Genomic DNA, 15,216 nt, shown 5'->3' on the forward strand with positions numbered 1-15,216 from the left:
GGTTCGATGTAGGCGTGAAGCGCCGGATGCGAAAATCCAGGCAACACGAGCACGGCAATGTCATGCGGCTTGCCCGACACCTGAAGCGCAGCGTCAGGGTGGACAGGGCTGCTGGTTTCGCAAATTGCGGGCAGGAGCATTCATCAGCAACCATAGCTCGCTACCGGGGCGCCGAAGACGCCGGCTTCTGGCTTGACCCCGAGGCCCGGTCGCTGCGGCACGGCGATATGACCGTTTTCTATGACCACGGGGTTCGTATTGTCGTAGTGCCCATCGATATATTCTTGCGCGATCCAGGCGCCTTCGAAGCGACGTGGCTCGACCGTAGAAGCAAGATGTGCGCAGGCCGCTGCGATAATGTCACCACCCCATGCGTCGTCGCAGCTGTGCGGCAACGATCGGATGGAACACATGTCGCGAGCGGTCATCATTTTAGTCAGACCGCCGAGGCGCGTGACTTTGAGGCCAAAACCGTCCGCGATACCCGTTGAGATGGCCCGCAACACCGCATTCAGGTCTTCGGTGTTCTCGTCCAGATAGACCGGATGGATAAGCCTGCCTTTGAGAGTTGCGATCTCTTCCATGCTGTTGCATGGCTGCTCGAACACGAACGGAATGGATTGGCAGAGCCGGTCGAAGTGAAGGGCCGACGTTACGGTCAAACCGCGATTGCCGTCCACCGCCAAGCGGGCCTTGAAGCCAACAGCCTCCCATACCTTATGCACGGTTGCGACGTCCTGTTCGAGATTGTGGCCACCGATCTTGATCTGGAGACGCGGGTAACCCGCCTTGACCTTGTCGGCCGCGATACGCGCAGTCTCATCGGGAGAGCCGACAATGGTGGAGTAGTAGGAGGGCACCCGGTCAGTAAGCGCGCCGCCCAGCAGAGTCGAAACCGGAACGCCCAGGCGTTGGCCAATGACGTCGAGCAAGGCTATGTCGAGCGCCGCCTTGGCGTAGCCATGGCCGGTTAGACGCTCATCCATTCGCTTGGCGAGATGACGCACCGACTGGGTCTGCTCGCCAATCAGGCCGGGGGCGATCTCGGCTATTGCGGCGCGGGCTCCCAAGGCGTGGTGTGGTTGATAGACCGGCCCGACGGGGCAGGTCTCTCCCCAGCCAGTCAGTCCATCTTCAGTGGTTACCTCAACAAGGGTGCTATCGAGATTCTGAACCGTATCGCTCGCCATGCGATACGCGCCGCCTTTGACCGGCAGGAGCGCCCGGTATACGTTGATGGAGCGAATGCGCATTTTGATCAGTGGTCCTCATTGAGTGCGTCGACAGCCGGAATCTCGCGCGAACGTCGATCGATGTAGGCGCGCAGTTCCTCGCTTTGGCTCCTCGTACTCCGCCAAGAGCCGTCGCGCATGCTCCAGTGCACGCTGTTTGATGTCCTTGGCGCCCTCGCCTTCCATTGCTCGATGGACCGGACCTTCAAGACTGCAGCTCCCGCGGCGTTTGAGCGCCAAGCATGGCGAGACTGATATCGATTTCGGTTCTCATCATCTCGAGCACGGCGTCCGCTCCGGGTTCACCGGCGGATGCCAGTCCCCACAAAGGAAGACGGCCCAACATCACCGACTTCGCACCAAGCGAGACATATTTTAGAACGTCGCTGCCGCGCATAACACCGCTATCCGCCAGGATTTCGATTTTCTGGCCGACCGCATCCACGATGCCCGGAAGAACCTTGGCGGGGGTCGGTGCGCTATCGATATTTCGACCGCCATGCGCGGACACGACGATACCGTCCGCTCCAATCTCATGAGATTTGCGGGCATCCTCGACACAGAGAATTCCTTTGATGACGAGTTCGCCCTTCCACCATTGCCGGAGCTGGCGCACATCATCCCAGTTCAGCAGGTTTTCGAGCTTCACGGCGTCAGAGACCGAAGGCCTGGTAATCGCGCCGCGAAATTCCTTCGGGTAGTGGCCATAGGTCGGCATGCCGGTGGTCGTCAGATAGCGGAGCACGCCGAACATCCACCGGGGATGCATCATCACGTCGACACCGGCGCGAACCGTGTATTGCAATGGAATCGAAAAGCCGTTGCGGACGTTGTATTCGCGCCGCGGGACAACCGGTGTATCGACGGTGAGGACGACTGAGGTCACGCCGCTCGCGGCCACCCGCTCCAGAAGCTGCCGGGAGAGATTGCGGTCTTTCCACATGTAGAGCTGGAACCAGAGCAAGGCGCCGGGCGCCCCGTCGCGCACCTCTTCGATGGTGGTCACCGACTGCGTCGAGATGCAGACGGGAATATTCGCGCGTGCCGCGGCCCGGGCGAGCTTTATCTCTCCACCATGCCACGCAGGAATGGGGTGCTGCAATTTACCGGACCGGTGCCGGCCGATGCCGACCCTGCCCTGCACAAGGACGCGACGATCCTGGCCTGTAGCAACGCTCTGGCGGCGGCCGAAGCACAGCTGGCAGAGGGCGAAGGCCTTTCCGCAATCCTGACCCTGACGGTCTATATCGCGGCCGAGCCCGGCTTCACGGCGCACTCTAAGCTGGCGGATTTCGCATCCGAGTTTCTGAAATCCAGACTTGGCGAGCGCGGAATAGGCAGCCGCGCCGCCGTCGGCGTCGCGACGCTGCCGGGCAATGCGCCCGTGGAAGTGCAACTGGTCGCGGCGGTATAGGCGGGCGGCGACGCCAAGCCTGCATCTTCCAAGCTTTCCAATCCATGAGACGCTGTTTTCGTCACGTGACCAATCGACCGGCGCGCTCCGGCTGCTGCGGGCAAGGAACCAGGCGAGAGCCGAACTATTCGGCGAGATGAAGAGCCGCCATTTGAAAGCCGGCATTCGTTCCCGCCGCGGTCTCGGTCAGGACATCCAGCGCAAACGCCGCCGAGGCGATGTCGATGAAGATGTCGTAGGACACCGCGCCGAAACGGTCGAAACGGGCCACAACCGCATCCAGATGCAAGGCGCGGGTCTGGGCGAGATCAGCCGGTTTCAGGCTTTCCGGCCTCAGATCGGCCATCGAGATCCGCCGCATCAACGCGGGTGCTGCAGGACCCGATATCACGAACCACGCCCAGCCCTCGTCGCGATAGGCTTCGTAGCCTTTGGCCGGGAGTTCACTGTCGTGCCAAGCGTTGCGCAGCTCACGCAACCGCGCGCCGCTGCCACCGGGGGGCGCCGTCAGCAGCACCTCCTGCTGGCCCAGCCGCAGCACGGACGTGCCGCAAGGCAGGGTAAGCGTAGTATTCACCGCCTCGGGTGCGGATAGACCCGCTTCACCGAGCCAGTCCATCGTACCTGGGCCGCGCAGCCCAAAACGCTCCGTCTGCGTGCAATCGAAAACGACGTTCTCATGCGCTCCGGGGGGCGCATCTCTTCGCGCAAGGCGTTGTGTCAAGGCGCTGTGGCGCAAGCTCGGGTCAATGCCGACCGAGATCCCAGGATGGTGGCGCGGAAGCATCTTACATCTCCTGCCGTTGGTTCTCGGGATCATAGAATGGGGTAGGCACCACTCTGGCCTCCAGTTCCTTGCCACACAGGCCCCGTATGCGGAGACTGGATCCCGGCGTCGCATCACGCGGGTCGGCATAGGCCAGCCCGATCCATTTGTTCAGGGTTGGCGACAAGCAGGTCGAGGTGACAAAGCCCACCGGGCGTCCGTCCCGCAACACGAGGCAGGATTCCGCCAGCCGGATGCCGTGCCCTTCGGGCAGTTCGAAGCCGCAGAGCCTGCGCTTCGGGCCCAGCCTGCCGCGTGCCTCGACGCCCGTCTTGCCGACATATCGCGCCTTGGCCTTCGACAGCGCCCACCCCATGGCCAGTTCATCCGGCGTCGAGAGCGCATCGGTATCCTGCCCGATGATGATATGGCCTTTTTCCAGACGCAGGATACGCGAGGCTTCCAGCCCATAGGGCTGCAGACCGTAGAGTGCCCCTACCTCCAGCAGCTTCCGCCAGAGTGCCGCTCCGAAGGATTGTGGCACGTGAAGCTCGTAGCTCAGCTCGCCAGTAAACCCGATACGCATGATGCGAGCCGGGCACCCGCCGATCACACCGCTGCGGCCATTGAGATAGGGGAAGCCGTCCGGGGAGAGATCGATGTCACCCCCCAGGGCCTCGAGAACCTTGCGTGCTGAGGGGCCGGTGACGTTGATCGCGGCGAACGCGGCGGTGACGTTCTGGATATCGACCTGCATGCCCCATTGCGTGTTCAGGAACAGCATGTCGGTAAAGACGCGAGCGACGGCGCCGGTGGTGGCGGTCACGTAGAATTCGGTCTCGGACAGGCGGAAAGCCACCCCGTCGTCGATAACCGATCCCATATCATTCAGCATCAGGCAGTAGCGGACGCGCCCCACCGGCTGCCTGGCATGGGCCATCGTGTAGATCCGGTCGAGGAAAGCGCCGGCATCCGGACCACGGATCGCCAACTTGCCCAAGGTCGAGACATCGAGCATGCCGACCTGATTGCGCACAAGCATAACCTCGTCCCAGATCGCCTTCTTGACGTCGCGATTTCCGGCGTAATGCAGCGGCCGCCACCATGCCCCGACAGGTGCCATTTTCGCTCCGCCGGAGACATGGTCAGCATGCATGGCGGTATGGCGGTAGGGCACATGGTTCGGACCTGCGAGCAGGCCGAGTTTCTCAGGGCCGAAAGGCGGACGCGAGGTGGTGATCCCCACCTCACCCACCTTGCGCCCGGTCTCCCGAGCGACGATCCGGGCGGTTGCCAGGGCGGAATGCCGGCCCTGCGACGGCCCCATGCCGACGGTCGAATAGCGCTTCACCAGCTCAAGCTCGCGATAGCCGTCGCTGACGGCATTCTTGATATCCTTGATCTGCAGATCCTCGTCGAAATCCACGAAATCCCGCCCTTTGGGATGGGGGGATAGTTCCTGGAGACAGTTCATCTCTTGCGCGCTGGCATCCGGGATGATGTCCGGGTGGACGCAAGCATGGCCGGCGCCCTGCGCCGCGGCCGCGCCCGCGACCTCGCCGCTCCGCAGCACCGATTTGAGGTCGAAATATCCTGCCGCCGATCCGGCGACATGCAACGCTTCCGGCAGATTGCTCAGCACGAATTGCCGGCTGGTCTCGTCAAAGCCCAGCTTTGCGCCGGCATGCAGCGGCAGCTGATAGCACGGCGTGTAGCCCGCGGCGACCACCAGGTGATCGCAGTCCAACAGTTCCGTGCCACGCTCGGGCGTGCTGAAGCGGATGGCTCTGATATGGCGATTGCCTCCGCTCCCCAATGCTTCCGTGACGGTGGCATTGGGGATGATCCGAACGCCGCGCTCAATGAGGCGTTGTGCGAGGATTTTTTCGGACGCATCGGCGGCGGGATCGAGAACGGCGACCAGCGATACGCCCGCATCGAGAAGGTCGAGAGCTGTGAGATATCCATCCCGGTTGCCGGCAAAGACCACGGCGCGCTGGCCAGGACGAACCGCATAGTGGCGCATCAATCTCTGTGCCGCGGACGACAAGACGATGCCCGGCAGGTCGTTGTTGCGAAATACCAATGGCTGTTCATGCGAACCCGCGGCCACCACGACCTGCTTGGCGCGAACTCGATAGAGCACCTCGCCCTGCAACACCGGAAGCCAGTTGTCGGCAAACCAGCCATTGCATGTGGCACCGGTCAGCACCCGCAGATTGCCCAGATTTCCGGCCGCTTCGCGCAGCGACTTCAGGATCGCCTCCCCCTCCGCTGTCTCGAGCCCGAAACGCGCATAGGTCAAGGCGCCGCCGAGTTCCGGGTTCAAATCGACCAGCAGCACCTGCGCTCCCGCCTCGGCGGCCTTGATGGCGGCCGAAAGGCCGGCCGGGCCTGCGCCCACGACCAGCACGTCGGTGTGCAGGTTTTCCTTGATGTAGTGGCCGTGACCGGCGCCCGGATCGACCTTGCCGAGGCCGGCCGACTTGCGGATCATCGGCTCCCAGAATTTCAACCAGCTCTTCGCGCCGGGGCGAAAGAAACTGCGATAGTAGAACCCGACGGGCATGAAGCGCCCCAACCTGTCGAGCACCGCGCCGCGGTCGCGCTCGGCCGTCCCGCTGACGTTCTGGGCGGTGACCTGCAATCCGGCAGTAATGGGGCGCAGATCGGCCCGGACATTCGGCTCATCCGGCAGTTGCACCAGCGTGTTGGCGTCCTGCCCGGCCATGGTGAGAATTCCGCGCGGACGGTGGTATTTGAACGAGCGCGACAGGATCCAGCGGCCGGTGCCGGCCATGGCGGAGGCGATGCAGTCGCCGGCAAAACCTTCGAGCGCTTGGCCATCGAAGGCGAAACGGATCTTGCGGGTGCGATCGAGACGCGATCCCCAGGGAGGCGGCAACCGTTCGGTCATGTCAGGCGGGCTTTCGGCTCGGAAGATAGGTGGCAAGGATCTGGTCGCTGACGGTATGGCGTTCGGCTAAGAACACGGTGTTGGATGGGGTGTGCCGCCACCACTCGCGCATCACGCCGAGCGGGTTCTCGGCGTAGAACAAGGACTCGATCAACTGCTCGGGCTGGTCGGCGCTCGCCGCGCGAACCGGTCCTAGATACTGGAACTCGGTAATGTTGCGAGGCCCATTCACCGGGCAGGTCAGAAGTTTCATGGAAGCCTCGTCAATGGCTTGCGGCCGTGGCGCCCATTTCGTTCAGCAACGCAAAGCTGTCGAACCGGCGCAGGTCGAATGGTTTCAGGACATCGGGCACGCGCCCGCTGGCGATGGTCTCGGCCATGCGCTTGCCGGCCACGGGCGTCGCCTTGAAGCCCCACGTTCCCCATCCGCAGTCGAGCCAGTAGTTCTGCAGCGGTGAGGCCCCCATGATCGGGCTGTAATCCGGCGTCATGTCGGTGATGCCAGCCCATTGCCGCAGCAGCTTGACCTTGTGCAGGAAGGGGAAGAGGTGCAGCGCGCCTTCGGCGAGATGTTCCTTCTGGTCCAGCGTGGAGCGGGTCGACGCCAGCTGGTAGGGGTCGGAGCCGCCCCCGATGACGACCTCGCCACGGGAGGATTGCACCAAATAGGTGTGCAGGTTGGCGGACGAGACAAGTATGTGCAGGAATGGCTTCAACGGCTGCGTCACCATTGCCTGCAGCGGGAAGCAGCGTATCGGCAGCTGGATGCCCGCCATGGCGGCGACCCGGCCGTTGAGTCCGCCCACCGCCTGCAGCACCTGCCCGGCGGCAATCGTGCCGCGGTTCGTCTTGACGTGGGTGACCCGATCGCCCGCGCGCTCGAAGCCGGTCACCTCGGTGCGCTGGTGAATCTCCACGCCACGCTCGCTGGCGTGCTTGGCGTAACCCCATGCCACGGCATCATGTCGGGCAGTGCCGCCGTCGGCATGCCAGAGACCGCCCATCACCTCGTGCTGGCCGCCGAGATCGAGGTTCAGATGCGGGCAAAGCTCCTGCACCGTCTGGACATCGACCACTTCGATCCGGGTGCCCACATGCTTGCCCATCTCGGCACGCAGATGGAAACTGCGCAGCGTCGCCTCGGAATGCGCGAGCGTCAGTTGCCCGCGCTGCGAAAACATGACGTTGAAGCCGAGATCGCGCGACATCGTCTCGAAGAGCTCGACCCCTTCCTTGTAGAAGCGGATCGATTCCTCGGTCATGTAGTTCGAGCGGATCGTGGTGGTGTTGCGCGCCGTATTGCCGCCGGCGAGATAGCCCTTTTCCAGCACGGCGATGTTGCGAATGCCATGCACATTGGACAGGTAGTAAGCCGCCGCAAGACCGTGACCGCCGCCGCCGATGATCACCACGTCGTAGGATCGCTTCAGCTCGGGCGTCAGAGGGATGTCGCGAAAGGCAACGTGCCTGGCGCGCAGGCCGTATTTCAGCAAGGAGAGAGGCATGGTTTCCTGCGGTTCAGCAGCTGGGGATCGAGCCTTAGAAAACCTGCGAGGCCGGCCTGGCGCAAGAAATCGTTCTTTACCCAGTGACCTCGTTTTCGTAATGCATGGAAAACCTCAAGAGGGCCTCTATCATGCGAAACCTGCCGCATCTCATCTATCTGGAAGCCTTTGAAGCGGCAGCCCGGCATCTGAGCTTCACCCGGGCCGCCGAGGAGCTGAATTGCACCCAAGGGGCGATCAGCCAGCGGGTTCGGGCGCTGGAGCAATTCTTCGCCAGGCCACTCTTCCACCGCCGCAGCAACGGTTTGGAGTTGACCGAAGTCGGCACGGCCTATCTGCCGGGAATAGCCGAGGCTCTGGATCGGGCCGAGGCGGCGACCGAAGGACTGCTGGGCGCCCAGGCGCAGACCAGCGTGACGGTTTCAGCCCCGCTCAGCTTCGTCACACTGTGGCTCGCACGGCATCTGGGTCGTTTTTCCGCCGCCCATCCGCGGATCGAGGTGCGGCTGAACAGCACGATCTGGACCGACCCCAATGTGGAACTCGCGGATCTGAGCATTCTGGCCCTCGACCCGTTGCAGCCGCTATCGGGCGCCGTTCGACTGGGAGAAGAGCGACTGGTGCTTCTCTGCGACCCCGAGACCGCTCGCCAGGCCGGTGCGCAACCCAGTGCAGACTGGTTCAACGCCGCCCGGCTCATCTATGTGCAGGGCAGGATGCAGTTGCTGGATCTTTGGGCGAAGCAGGAAAACATGGTCGTCGTGCCACAAAAGGCGCCGATCAAGGCCGACAATGCGGCCGCGGCATTGGAGATTGCAGCGTGCGCCGGCGGCATCACGGCCGTCATGTCGACTTATGCGGCGGCCTACCTCACCTCGGGGCGGCTGGTAGCGCCATTCGGCGCGGGGGAAATCCTGCCGGTTGCCCTGCATGTGGTCCCCAATCAACAGCGCCGGCTCTCGCGGTCCGCGACGTTGTTCCTGCAATGGCTGTCAGGGGAGGTTCCATTCCACAGTGAGATCTAGCTTTCCGTTCAACACCGGCGCGCCCGAAAACATTATCCGTTTGATGCGCTGTTTGGTCAGGTTGTGATGAAGCGTGGCGTATTCGTCGGCGCGCTCGGCGTCATGCGCCTTTATGGCGTCGAATATCAGATCATGCTGGCGCACGGTTTCGGCGAGGTGCAGTCGAACGTCATTTTCGTCTTCATTGGCAGCGCTGACGAAGCAGGCGCGCGCAATTCGGATGGAACCGATCAACGTCTGTTCATAGAAGCCGGAGAAATGTCGGTTGTCCGCGGCCTTGGCGATCGCCATGTGAAACGAGAAATTGGTTTCGGAGCGACCGACGCCGTCGCCGGAGGCCACCGCGTCCTTGAACAGTTCCATCTGCTCGGTGATCCGCTTCAAATCCTCATCCGTGCGGTTTTGGGCCGCGAGGCGGTGCACCATGCGGCTGGCGATCAGCAACGCGTCATAGAGCTTGGGCAAATCATCGAAATCGAGGGGCGCCACCTTCGCAGAACGCCCTTCGCGCACAACCAGACCGTCGGCGATCAGCTGGATGATGGCTTCACGTACCGGCGTGCGTGAGACCGACAATGCCTCGGCAAGTGCTGCCTCGTCGAGGCTTCGACCAGGACGCAGCTCCAGCCGCAAGATCGCGTCGCGCAGTTCACGCGTCACTTTCCAAGCATCCCGTTCGGTCATTGAGTTCACTACCTCTTGAATTGTCCTGTGTGCCAATACGTGCCTGCCTTTGAAAGGGCTATTCTAATCGGATTCGCGAGACAAGCGATCTGCAGGTCGAGCAAAACCATTGGTCGGCGGAAGTTGAAACTCCACCGCGATGCGACGTGTGGACGTTTCGGCGTCGTCGTCCATGGTGTCGTCGGCGCGGGCGACCTGCGGAAAGTCGGCCGCGTCGGTGTAAAGGCCATCCTCTATTTCGAGGCGGTCACGACCGTGGCTCTGGTCATGGGCCTCCTCATTGCTCATTTCTTCGCGCCCGGCGCCGGCATGAACATCGATCCCTCGAAGCTCGATGCAGGCGCCCTCGGCTCCTATACCGACAAGGTCGGACAAGTCACGAGCACCGTGGACGTCCTCATGCGCATCATCCCGACGACCATTTTCGGACGGCCGGTCGTCAATATCATCGAGATCATCACCGACGTTCTGTTCAAGGTCATAGGCTTTATCGTCAAACTCGCGCCCATCGGCGTCTTCGGCGCCATTGCCTTCACGGTCGGGAAATATGGGATCGGTTCGCTGCAGCAGCTCGGCTATCTTGTTGCCCTGTTCTACGCCAGCGTCATTATATTCGTCTTCGGCATACTGGGCCTGATCATGAGGATGGCCGGATTCAGCCTCATCAAGTTCCTTGCCTATCTGCGCGAAGAACTGACCATCGTATTGGGTACGGCATCGTCAGACAGTGTCCTGCCGCAGGTGATGCGCAAGCTGGAGAAAATGGGCATCAAGGACTCGACCGTAGGTCTCGTCATCCCGACCGGATATTCCTTCAATCTCGACGCCTTCTCGATCTACCTTACCCTGGCCGCCGTGTTCATCGCCCAGGCGATGAACACACCACTTTCGACTTCCGATCTTCTGGTCGTTCTCGGCATCGCGCTGCTTACATCCAAGGGCGCCCACGGCGTGCCCGGTTCGGCAATCGTGGTTCTGGCCGCAACACTATCGGCCGTGCCCGTGATCCCGGCGATCGGCCTGGTTCTCGTGCTGTCCGTTGACTGGTTCATGGGCATGGCCCGCGCGCTTGGCAATCTCATCGGCAACTGCGTTGCGACCGTCGTCATCGCTGCATGGGGAGGCGATATCGACCGCGTTCGGGCACATAAGGTTCTCAATGGTGAAATGGATGGATCGACCGAGGAACTGCTGGATGTCGGTACGGACACCGTCCGCGCCGACGAGCCTCGGGCATCATTGGCCCACTAGAGCAATTCCAGGAAAAGTGCGGAGCGGTTTTCCGTCCGGAATTGCGTAAAAACAAATGTTTAGAGCGGGTCGGCGATTCTATCAAAAGCTGAACCGCTCTAGAGCCGCATGCTTGAGGTAACGCCAACGGTCGATCACCGGGATGTTCGCAGCGTCGGTCGGAAGCGCGGCTAAATTAGACAAACCAATCGCTCAGCGCGTAGGCATGGATATAGTCGATCTGCATTTCCGCAGGCGTCGCTAGCCCGTCGGCGGGCGTCCCCGCGATGCCGCCAACCGCCAGATCGACCAGCATGTACATCGGGTCGTGCATGTCGGCGGGCGTTGCGGCACGGGCAACTTCAACGTCGTCGAAATACCAGACGAGTTCGTCTTCCGTCCACAGCACCCCGTATGTGTGGAACCCACTGGTATCCGCGGCAAAGGCCGTCGAGGCCACTGTCGTCTGGGTTCCCGTCTCGTTCGAGTGGCTTGTCAAAAGGAGCTTGTTTGGATCCTGACCGGTCATCTCTATGACATCCAGTTCCGGTGGCCAGGAGCCGTCCTCAGGCAGAAGCCAGAAGGCCGGCCATGCGCCTTGTTTTTCGGGCATGTCGGCCCGAATTTCGAAATAGCCGTAGGTTTGTGCGAAGGATTCGTAGGTCGTCAGCAAGCCTGAGGTGTATTGGTAGTTGTTTATATAAGGCTTGATCGCTTCGGAAGCACGGGCAGCGGTAATCGTGAGAACACCGTCCTCGACGCTGAACGGGTTGACGGAACTCGTCGGGGCGTAGCTGGTATCGATATACCATTGAAGCTCGTTGTTGCCCGTGAGCGAGCTGCCGTTCGCGCCCCCCCACCAGAAGTTCGAGTCCCAGGTGCCGCTCGAGCCGTTCCACAGACTCAGCGTGTTGAACTCGTCCGCGAAGGTGAGTTCCAGATGCGACCTGTCCAGGGCCAGATCGAACTGGCTTGCGGTGAACTGGTCGACGGTCTTGTTGGCGAAGACGAGAAACTCGGTGTCCGACAGGCTAAGCCGGACGTTCGCTCCCGACTGGACCATGCTGGCCTGCACCTGCTCGAACGAGTTGAAGCCGTAGCTCCCGACGCGCACAGTATCCGTGGCGCCAAAGTCCAGGATCAGGTCACTGCCGTTGCCGGGGGCCACGACGAAAATATCCGCCCCGGATCCACCCTTGAGAACGTCATCGCCTTTCAAGCCGTCGAGCGTCTGTTGGCCGGAGCCGCCGGTAATGATGTTGTTCGCCGCGTTTCCGAACGCATAGTGTTTGTCGCCCGTGACCGTCAGGTTCTCGAAATTCGCTGGCAGCCTGTAACTCATCCAGGTCGAGATGGTGTCGACACCCTCATTCGCCAGTTCGACCGCCTTGTTCTTGGTGGAATACAGATAGTAAATGTCATCGCCCTTGCCGCCATACATCGTGACGCTGACGCTAGCGTCGCCGTAGATCGAGTCATTGTATGTGCTGCCATAGAGTGCCGGGCCGGAATTCGCCGCCGAGTACCACTTTGTCGAGGACCCGCTGTAGGGAAGTGGAACGCCCTTGGCGTTCAGGACGGTGGCCATTCTGGTCTCCTCGTCTCGCATCGATGCCGGCCCTAGCATCTATGGAGGGCACGAGAAGCCAATGCTTTTTTTGGTCTTCGACTTGGGAGAGTTACCAACAACTTAACACGCAGGCTGTCCGAAGCGCTCTCATTGCCTCAATGCATAAGGATTGGGCCGCCAGCACTTTTTTTGGTCACGAGTCGTCGCAATCTGTGCGTCGCGGCTGCGGCGTGGATGGTGAAATAACATCTAACGGTGGTTTCCCATGCTGGCATACATGCCGGTGGTGCGGAATTGCGTCGGGTTGGTGCCGTACAGGCGGCGGAAGACTTTCGAGAAGTAGTTGGCGTCTTCGAAGCCGCACATGATGGCCACCTCCTTGACCGGCAGGAAATCGGCTTTCGTCAGCAGCTTCGCCGCGCGCTGCAGCCGCTGCTGCAGCACGAATTCGGCGGGCGGAATGCCTTCGCTCTCGGCAAAGCAGCGCGAGAAATGCGCGCGGCTCAGGCCGCTGATCTCGGCGAGGTCCGCAACGCGGAGCGGCCTGTCGAGATTTGCCTTGATGTGGTCGACCACCGGCTGCATGGCGCTCTCCTCGTCGGTGAAGGCATGCGAGCCGAAGACATCGTCATAGAGCGCCATCGCCGCCTCGTAGGCCACCGCCGACGCCGCCCCAGGCGTGACCGCTCCCGTGATCAGGCGCACGCTGCAATCGGCGAGATGATCGATCGTCGACGGCTGCAGCCGCAGCACCGGCCCAACAGCGGAAAGGATCGACTTGTGGATGCGCAGCGCCTCCTCGCCGTTCATCGAGATCCAGAAATATTCCCAGCGTTCGCCCTTGGCGAGCCAATAGCGGTGGTTGTGCGGCACCAGCACCAGCAGCGTATCGCCCTTTTGCAGGCGGTAGTTACGGTTCTCATAGCGAAGCCGGCCCGTGCCGCTGATCGTATGCTGGAGCACGGTAAACGGCGTCTGGCCGCGCTTGCGCCCGTCCCAGTCGTAGATCTCGTTCTCGCGCACTTCATAGCCGGTGCTTGTCGGCATGGTGTGCAGCCGCTGGCGGCCGCGCGGCAGCGAGACTGTCCTGGCCGACGGCCCGGAGTCGATCAGGTTTCGCAGCACAAAATTACCCCTGAAAGCATAATCCTTCTCTGGTCGCTTTCTCGATTAGGCGCATAATGCGCTACGAAAAGCAAAACAAACCGCAGTGCAAAACAAATAGCGGTCGAGGAACGGACAGGAGGAGGCGCCGGATTCCGGCTTGTCTTGGCCACATGCCCTGGCATGTGGATCGGATCTCTTTTCACCGCTCTTTGCCCAATATGTCGATCAGGTCGAGGCCAGGCAGATGAGTTTCAAGATCGCTATCATCGGCGCGGGAAGCGTCGGCTTCACCAAGAAGCTCTTCACCGACATCCTGTGCGTTCCCGAATTCCAGGATATCGAATTCGCGCTGACCGACCTTAGCGACCACAACCTCCAGATGATCAAGGCGATCCTCGACCGGATCGTCGCGGCCAACGGACTGCCCACAAAGGTCACGGCAACCACCGACCGTCGCAAGGCGCTCGAAGGCGCGCGCTATGTGATCAGCTGCGTGCGGGTCGGCGGGCTCGAAGCCTATGCCGACGATATCCGCATTCCCTTGAAATATGGCATCGACCAATGCGTCGGCGACACGATCTGCGCCGGCGGCATCCTCTACGGCCAGCGCAACATTCCGGTCATCCTCGACTTCTGCAAGGACATTCGCGAGCTTGCCGAGCCCGGCGCCAAATTCCTGAACTATGCCAACCCGATGGCCATGAACACCTGGGCGGCGATCGAATATGGCAAGGTCGATACGGTTGGCCTCTGCCACGGTGTCCAGCACGGCGCCGAACAGATCGCCGAAGTGCTCGGCGCCAAATCCCATGGCGAACTCGACTATGTCTGCTCCGGCATCAACCACCAGACCTGGTTCATCGATCTGCGCCTCAACGGCCACAAGATCGGCAAGGACGAGCTGGTCGCCGCTTTCGAGGCGCATCCGGTCTTTTCGCAACAGGAAAAGCTGCGCATCGACGTCCTGAAGCGCTTTGGCGTCTATTCGACCGAAAGCAACGGCCACCTGTCCGAATACCTGCCCTGGTATCGCAAGCGGCCGGACGAAATCACCCGCTGGATCGACATGTCCGACTGGATCCATGGCGAAACCGGCGGCTACCTTCGCTACTCGACCGAAACGCGCAACTGGTTCGAGACGGAATTCCCGCAGTTTCTCGAGGCGGCATCGAAGCCGATCGACCCCGCCAAACGCTCCAACGAGCATGCCAGCCACATTCTGGAGGCGCTGGAGACGAACCGCGTCTATCGCGGCCATTTCAACGTCAAGAACAATGGCGTCATCACCAACCTGCCGCAGGATGCGATCATCGAGTCGCCCGGCTTCGTCGATCGCTTCGGCATCAACATGACCTCTGGCATCACGCTGCCGGAAGCCTGCGCCGCCACCTGCATTTCCTCGATCAACGTGCAGCGCATGTCGGTGCATGCGGCGATCAGCGGCGACATCGACCTGCTCAAGCTCGCCGTGCTGCATGATCCGCTGGTCGGTGCCGTGTCGACGCCGGAGGAAGTCTGGCAGATGGTGGACGAGATGGTCGTCGCCCAGGCCCGTTGGCTGCCGCAATACGCCGATGCAATTCCGGCCGCCAAGGAGCGGCTATCGAAGTCCAAGGTCCGGACCAGGGATTGGGCGGGTGCCGCGCGGCGCGACGTCCGCTCGATCGAGGAATTGCGCGCCGAAAAGGCGGCGCTGAAACAGGCCGTCTGAGTTTCACGAGCATAGCGGCAAATTTCCGGGAGGAAGACCGCAGCCGCACCGCATG

Annotated in this window: 13 protein-coding genes; 4 read left to right on the forward strand and 9 right to left on the reverse strand. The window is 61.7% G+C overall.

Annotation, left to right across the window (positions count from 1 at the left end):
* Window positions 1–143: 143 nt before the first annotated feature.
* The gene (locus tag ACSQ3Z_RS21240; RefSeq protein ID WP_436173233.1) at window positions 144–1,253 is read right to left on the reverse strand and encodes a mandelate racemase/muconate lactonizing enzyme family protein; all 1,110 of its coding nucleotides are present in this window, start codon (window positions 1,251–1,253) and stop codon (window positions 144–146) included.
* A 184-nt stretch (window positions 1,254–1,437) separates the two neighbouring features.
* The gene (locus tag ACSQ3Z_RS21245) at window positions 1,438–2,376 is read right to left on the reverse strand and encodes an alpha-hydroxy acid oxidase (RefSeq protein WP_436173234.1); all 939 of its coding nucleotides are present in this window, start codon (window positions 2,374–2,376) and stop codon (window positions 1,438–1,440) included.
* Between ACSQ3Z_RS21245 and ACSQ3Z_RS21250 the strand changes: the two genes are divergently transcribed.
* Entirely contained in the window at window positions 2,308–2,646 is a 339-nt protein-coding gene (locus ACSQ3Z_RS21250) for a RidA family protein (protein ID WP_436173235.1), read from the forward strand. The genes ACSQ3Z_RS21245 and ACSQ3Z_RS21250 overlap by 69 nt on opposite strands.
* Window positions 2,647–2,770: 124 nt before the next feature.
* Here the strand turns inward: ACSQ3Z_RS21250 and ACSQ3Z_RS21255 are convergent, their stop codons facing one another.
* The 4 genes from ACSQ3Z_RS21255 to ACSQ3Z_RS21270 are packed head-to-tail and all read right to left on the reverse strand — an operon-like array spanning window position 2,771 to window position 7,834.
* A complete protein-coding gene (locus tag ACSQ3Z_RS21255; RefSeq protein ID WP_436173236.1) occupies window positions 2,771–3,433 on the reverse strand; it encodes a hypothetical protein in 663 nt (220 codons plus the stop codon).
* 1 nt (window position 3,434) lies between these two features.
* A complete protein-coding gene (locus tag ACSQ3Z_RS21260; RefSeq protein ID WP_436173237.1) occupies window positions 3,435–6,329 on the reverse strand; it encodes a 2Fe-2S iron-sulfur cluster-binding protein in 2,895 nt (964 codons plus the stop codon).
* Window position 6,330: 1 nt separating this feature from the next.
* Window positions 6,331–6,582: a sarcosine oxidase subunit delta gene (locus ACSQ3Z_RS21265; protein ID WP_436173238.1), complete on the reverse strand. Its 252-nt coding sequence runs from the start codon at window positions 6,580–6,582 to the stop codon at window positions 6,331–6,333.
* A 10-nt stretch (window positions 6,583–6,592) separates the two neighbouring features.
* Complete coding sequence (locus ACSQ3Z_RS21270) at window positions 6,593–7,834, reverse strand: FAD-dependent oxidoreductase (RefSeq protein WP_436173239.1); 1,242 nt, start codon at window positions 7,832–7,834, stop codon at window positions 6,593–6,595.
* 131 nt (window positions 7,835–7,965) lie between these two features.
* Between ACSQ3Z_RS21270 and ACSQ3Z_RS21275 the strand changes: the two genes are divergently transcribed.
* Window positions 7,966–8,859 carry a LysR family transcriptional regulator gene (locus ACSQ3Z_RS21275; RefSeq protein ID WP_436173240.1) on the forward strand — a complete coding sequence of 298 codons (894 nt, stop codon included), beginning with the start codon at window positions 7,966–7,968 and terminating at the stop codon, window positions 8,857–8,859.
* Here the strand turns inward: ACSQ3Z_RS21275 and ACSQ3Z_RS21280 are convergent.
* Window positions 8,827–9,579, reverse strand: a complete 753-nt coding sequence (locus ACSQ3Z_RS21280; protein WP_436173241.1) for a GntR family transcriptional regulator — start codon at window positions 9,577–9,579, stop codon at window positions 8,827–8,829. The genes ACSQ3Z_RS21275 and ACSQ3Z_RS21280 overlap by 33 nt on opposite strands.
* On the opposite strand from ACSQ3Z_RS21280, the gene ACSQ3Z_RS21285 reads away from it, so the two are divergent.
* Window positions 9,559–10,794 carry a cation:dicarboxylate symporter family transporter gene (locus ACSQ3Z_RS21285; protein ID WP_436173242.1) on the forward strand — a complete coding sequence of 412 codons (1,236 nt, stop codon included), beginning with the start codon at window positions 9,559–9,561 and terminating at the stop codon, window positions 10,792–10,794. The two genes, ACSQ3Z_RS21280 and ACSQ3Z_RS21285, sit on opposite strands and share 21 nt — an antisense overlap.
* Before the next feature lie 175 nt (window positions 10,795–10,969).
* Here ACSQ3Z_RS21285 and ACSQ3Z_RS21290 read toward each other — a convergent pair whose 3' ends face one another.
* Together ACSQ3Z_RS21290 and ACSQ3Z_RS21295 are read right to left on the reverse strand one after the other, a co-directional pair.
* Entirely contained in the window at window positions 10,970–12,361 is a 1,392-nt protein-coding gene (locus ACSQ3Z_RS21290) for a family 16 glycosylhydrolase (RefSeq protein ID WP_436173243.1), read from the reverse strand.
* Window positions 12,362–12,592: 231 nt separating this feature from the next.
* Window positions 12,593–13,390, reverse strand: coding sequence for an AraC family ligand binding domain-containing protein (locus ACSQ3Z_RS21295; RefSeq protein ID WP_436173959.1), 798 nt, complete (start codon window positions 13,388–13,390; stop codon window positions 12,593–12,595).
* A gap of 304 nt (window positions 13,391–13,694) precedes the next feature.
* On the opposite strand from ACSQ3Z_RS21295, the gene ACSQ3Z_RS21300 reads away from it, so the two are divergent.
* Window positions 13,695–15,161 carry an alpha-glucosidase/alpha-galactosidase gene (locus ACSQ3Z_RS21300; protein ID WP_436173244.1) on the forward strand — a complete coding sequence of 489 codons (1,467 nt, stop codon included), beginning with the start codon at window positions 13,695–13,697 and terminating at the stop codon, window positions 15,159–15,161.
* The last annotated feature ends 55 nt before the right edge of the window (window positions 15,162–15,216 follow it).

The sequence above is a fragment of the Mesorhizobium sp. LjNodule214 genome (genome assembly GCF_964252735.1).
Taxonomy (GTDB): domain Bacteria; phylum Pseudomonadota; class Alphaproteobacteria; order Rhizobiales; family Rhizobiaceae; genus Mesorhizobium.

Bases quoted from the DNA above. Each gene is read 5' to 3' on its own strand.
- ACSQ3Z_RS21265 (WP_436173238.1), bottom strand. From the start codon at position 6,582: ATGAAACTTCTGACCTGCCCGGTGAATGGGCCTCGCAACATTACCGAG.
- ACSQ3Z_RS21260 (WP_436173237.1), bottom strand. From the start codon at position 6,329: ATGACCGAACGGTTGCCGCCTCCCTGGGGATCGCGTCTCGATCGCACC.
- ACSQ3Z_RS21295 (WP_436173959.1), bottom strand. From the start codon at position 13,390: ATGCCGACAAGCACCGGCTATGAAGTGCGCGAGAACGAGATCTACGAC.
- ACSQ3Z_RS21240 (WP_436173233.1), bottom strand. From the start codon at position 1,253: ATGCGCATTCGCTCCATCAACGTATACCGGGCGCTCCTGCCGGTCAAA.
- ACSQ3Z_RS21250 (WP_436173235.1), top strand. From the start codon at position 2,308: ATGCCACGCAGGAATGGGGTGCTGCAATTTACCGGACCGGTGCCGGCC.
- ACSQ3Z_RS21300 (WP_436173244.1), top strand. From the start codon at position 13,695: ATGAGTTTCAAGATCGCTATCATCGGCGCGGGAAGCGTCGGCTTCACC.
- ACSQ3Z_RS21270 (WP_436173239.1), bottom strand. From the start codon at position 7,834: ATGCCTCTCTCCTTGCTGAAATACGGCCTGCGCGCCAGGCACGTTGCC.
- ACSQ3Z_RS21275 (WP_436173240.1), top strand. From the start codon at position 7,966: ATGCGAAACCTGCCGCATCTCATCTATCTGGAAGCCTTTGAAGCGGCA.
- ACSQ3Z_RS21290 (WP_436173243.1), bottom strand. From the start codon at position 12,361: ATGGCCACCGTCCTGAACGCCAAGGGCGTTCCACTTCCCTACAGCGGG.
- ACSQ3Z_RS21255 (WP_436173236.1), bottom strand. From the start codon at position 3,433: ATGCTTCCGCGCCACCATCCTGGGATCTCGGTCGGCATTGACCCGAGC.